This window comes from Pseudoxanthomonas sp. GW2 (genome assembly GCF_000283075.1).
In the GTDB taxonomy this organism is placed as follows: Bacteria; Pseudomonadota; Gammaproteobacteria; order Xanthomonadales; family Xanthomonadaceae; genus Pseudoxanthomonas.
Genome location: NZ_ALIP01000057.1, coordinates 1 through 3,634 on the forward strand (window position 1 = coordinate 1; position 3,634 = coordinate 3,634).

The 3,634-nt window shown below is 73.0% G+C and carries 5 protein-coding genes; all 5 read left to right on the forward strand.

Annotated elements, in window-relative coordinates; all coding sequences use genetic code 11:
* On the forward strand, positions 1–193 hold a 193-nt coding region (locus B351_RS17750; RefSeq protein ID WP_039730852.1), incomplete at its 5' end, for a hypothetical protein.
* Positions 194–390: 197 nt separating this feature from the next.
* On the forward strand, positions 391–1,062 hold the full coding sequence (locus B351_RS0104455; RefSeq protein ID WP_026010358.1) for a MotA/TolQ/ExbB proton channel family protein: 672 nt from the start codon (positions 391–393) through the stop codon (positions 1,060–1,062).
* A gap of 9 nt (positions 1,063–1,071) precedes the next feature.
* Positions 1,072–1,491: a biopolymer transporter ExbD gene (locus B351_RS0104460; RefSeq protein WP_019397849.1), complete on the forward strand. Its 420-nt coding sequence runs from the start codon at positions 1,072–1,074 to the stop codon at positions 1,489–1,491.
* Positions 1,488–3,236 (forward strand): lipid A export permease/ATP-binding protein MsbA, encoded by a 1,749-nt coding sequence (gene msbA / locus B351_RS0104465; RefSeq protein ID WP_026010359.1) that lies wholly within the window; start codon positions 1,488–1,490, stop codon positions 3,234–3,236. The genes B351_RS0104460 and msbA overlap by 4 nt, the downstream gene beginning before the upstream one ends.
* Before the next feature lie 70 nt (positions 3,237–3,306).
* The coding region (locus B351_RS16205; RefSeq protein ID WP_039730853.1) for a tetraacyldisaccharide 4'-kinase at positions 3,307–3,634 on the forward strand (328 nt) is incomplete at its 3' end.

The following is a 3,634-nucleotide window of genomic DNA, read 5'->3' on the forward strand; positions in this document are numbered from 1 at the left end:
CCGCTTCGGCCACCCGCACGAGCCGGTGGTGCGGCGCTGGCGCTACCACGGGGCCGAAGTGCTGGCCACGCCGGCCTCCGGCGCAATCCGGGTCTGGCTGGACGGCGACGGCCTGGCGGTGCGCGAGCGCCGCCCATGGCGCAGGCGGTTGTGGGATCGCCCGCTGCCGCCGCCGGGGGAGCAGGAGGAGTAGGGCGGCGGCCGGCCAACGCCGCCGGCCGTGCGCCGGAGCAGGGTGCGACGGCCGACCGGGCGGGGGCGGCGGCCGGCCGGCGCCGGCGTTTCCCGGCCGGTTACGTGCGCCGGCGTCTGGTGGGCTGGCGCCGCGCAGGCGTTTGCCGTCATCCTTACGTTCCTGTGCAAGATGGCTGCGTGCCGGAGGTGGTTCAGGTGTGGGAACTGGTCAAGGCCGGTGGCTGGCCGATGCTGCCGCTGATCCTCTTGGGTCTCGTCGCCCTGGCGATCATCATCGAGCGGCTGTGGAGCCTGCGCCGGGTGGAGGTCATGCCCCCGCGCCTGGGCGAGGAAGTCCGTAACTGGGCGGCCCGCGGCGAGCTGGAACCGGCCCACATCGAATCGCTGCGGCGCAACTCGCCGCTGGGTGCGCTGCTGGCGGCGGCGCTGGACGTGCGCCACCGCCCGCGCGAGCTGATCCGCGAGCGCCTGGAGGACACCGGCCGCCACCTGGTGCACCGCATGGAGCGCTTCCTCAGCGCCCTGGGCACGATCGCCTCGGCCGGCCCGCTGCTGGGCCTGCTGGGCACGGTGATCGGCATGATCCAGATGTTCCTGGGGATCCTCGACCATGGCCTGGGCGACGTGAACCAGCTGGCCGGCGGCATCGGCAAGGCGCTGGTGTGCACCGCCACCGGCATGATCGTGGCGGTGCCCTCGCTGGTGTTCCACCGTTATTTCCGCAGCCGCATCGCCGGCTACGTGATCGAGATGGAGGAACAGGCCACCGCGCTGCTCGACGCCCTGGAGCGCGCGCCCGGCGCCGCCCGCCCGGCCGCGGCGCGCCCGGCGCAGCGCCCGGCGCCGGCGGCCCCGGTGCGCGGCTGAGGGACGGCCATGCGTATCCGCGACCAGCGCGCCTACTACGAGCCGGGCATCGACCTGGTGCCGCTGATCGACGTCATCCTGGTGCTGATCATCTTCTTCGTGATCACCACCACCTTCGACGTCCGCTCGACCCTGCAGCTGCAGCTGCCGGTGGCCAGCGCGCAGCAGCCGGCGCCGCCGAAGACCCTCAACATCCTGGTCAACGCCGACGGCCGCTACTTCGTCGGCGAGCAGGAGGTGCTGCGCACCGACGTGGAGGCGGTCAAGCAGGCCATCGCCGCGGCCGCCGGCGACGACCGCGAGCTGCCGGTGATGCTGCGCGCCGACGCCCGCACCCCGTACCAGGCGGTGGTCACCGCCCAGGACGCCCTGGCCCAGCTGGGCTTCCGCCGCATCGCCATCGCCACCGCACCGGAGCCGCAGTCTTGAGTCGTACCCCCCGGCAACCGGTCTGGCCGATCTATCGGCGCCTGCTCGGCTACACCCGCAGGTACTGGATGTTCCTGGCCGCCGCCCTGGTCGGCATGGCGGTGGAAGCCGTGGCTGGCGCCAGCTTCGTGCGGCTGATGAAGCCGCTGACCAACAACTTCGTGCAGCCCACGGCCGAGGACGCGGTGTTCCTGCCGCTGGCCATCGTCGGCCTGTTCGTGCTGCGCAGCCTGGCCACCTTCGTCACCGACTATGGCATGGCCCGCACCGGCCGCAGCGTGGTCCGCGACCTGCGCGAGCAGGTGCTGGCCAAGTACCTGCGGCTGCCGTCGGCGCACTTCGACGCCGAATCCACCCCGGTGATGGTCAGCCGCCTGAACTTCGACACCGAACAGGTCACCCAGGCCAGCTCCGAGGCGCTGAAGACCCTGGTCACCGACAGCCTGACCATCGCCGGCCTGCTCGGGATCATGCTGTGGGCCAGCATCAAGGTGACCTTCGCCATGCTGCTGATCACCCCTCTGATCGGCGTGATCGTGTGGTACGTGGGCAAGCGCTACCGCCGCATCAGCGGCGGCATCCAGGACGGCATGGGGCGCATGGCCGCCAGCGCCGAGCAGTCGCTGGCGGCGCAGCAGGACGTCAAGATCCACGGCGCGCAGTCGCTGGAGACCGGGCGCTACGCCAGCCTCGCCAACCGCATCCTGGGCCTGAACATGAAGGTCGAGAGCACCCGCGCCGGCGCCTCGGCCATGGTCCAGCTGCTGGCGGCGCTGGCGCTGGCGGCGATCGTCTGGGTGGCCGCGCGCGAGGCGCTGCAGGGCCGCCTCGATGCCGGCGACTTCGTCATGCTGATGACCGCGATGATGGCCATCATCCCCTCGCTGCGCCGGGTGACCAGCGTGCAGACCGCGGTCGCGCGCGGTGTGTCCGCGGCCGAGCGGCTGTTCCAGATCATCGACAGCGAGGAAGAGACCGACACCGGCACCCGCCGCATCGACCGCGCCCGCGGCGAGCTGGCGTTCGAGCACGTCAGCCTGCGCTACCGCGACCAGCCCGGCTTCGCCCTGGACGATGTCAGCTTCGTCGCCCGCCCGGGCACGGTGACCGCGATCGTCGGCCGCTCCGGCTCGGGCAAGACCAGCCTGGTGCGGCTGGTGCCGCGCTTCTACGAGCCCAGCGCCGGGCGCATCACCCTGGACGGGGTGCCGCTCAGTGAGTACCGCATGAGCGACCTGCGCCGGCAGATCGCCCTGGTCGGGCAGAAGGTGATGCTGTTCGACGACACCGTCGCCGCCAACATCGCCTACGGCTCCGACGCCAGCCACGAGGCGATCCGCGCCGCGGCCGAGGCGGCCAACGCCTGGGAGTTCATCGAGCGCCTGCCGCAGGGCCTGGATACCCCGATCGGCGAGAACGGCGCGCTGCTGTCCGGGGGGCAGCGCCAGCGCCTGGCGATCGCCCGCGCGATCCTGCGCGACGCGCCGATCCTGATCCTGGACGAGGCCACCGCGGCCCTGGACAACGAATCCGAGCGCCTGGTGCAGGACGCACTGCAGCGGCTGATGCCCGAGCGCACCACCCTGGTGATCGCCCACCGCCTGTCGACCATCGAGCACGCCGACCAGGTGCTGGTGCTGGACCAGGGCCGGATCGTGGAGCGCGGCACCCACGCCGAGCTGGTCGCCGCCGGCGGCCTCTACGCCCACCTGCACAGCGCCCAGTTCCGCGAGCGCCAGGCGTGATGCGCGGGATCCTGCACAGCGGTTGGGTGGCAGCGGCGAACGCCGGCGCGGCGCCCGGGGAGGTCCGGGCATGAGCCGCGGCGCCCCGAAGACCCCTTCCTGGTGGTTCAACGACGGCCCGGTGCCGCTGCCGGCACGGCTGCTGGCCACGGTCTACGCCGCGGCCATCGCCCTGCGCGGCCGGCTCTACCGGATCGGCCTGCTGCGCCGGCACAGCGTGCCGGTGCCGGTGGTGGTGGTCGGCAACCTGGCCGCCGGCGGCGCCGGCAAGACCCCGCTGACCCTGGCCCTGGTCGAGCGCCTGCGCCGCGAAGGCTGGCGCCCGGGCGTGGCCAGTCGCGGCTACGGCCGCGCCGACACCGCGCCGCGCTGGGTGCTGCCGGAGACCCCGGTGGAGC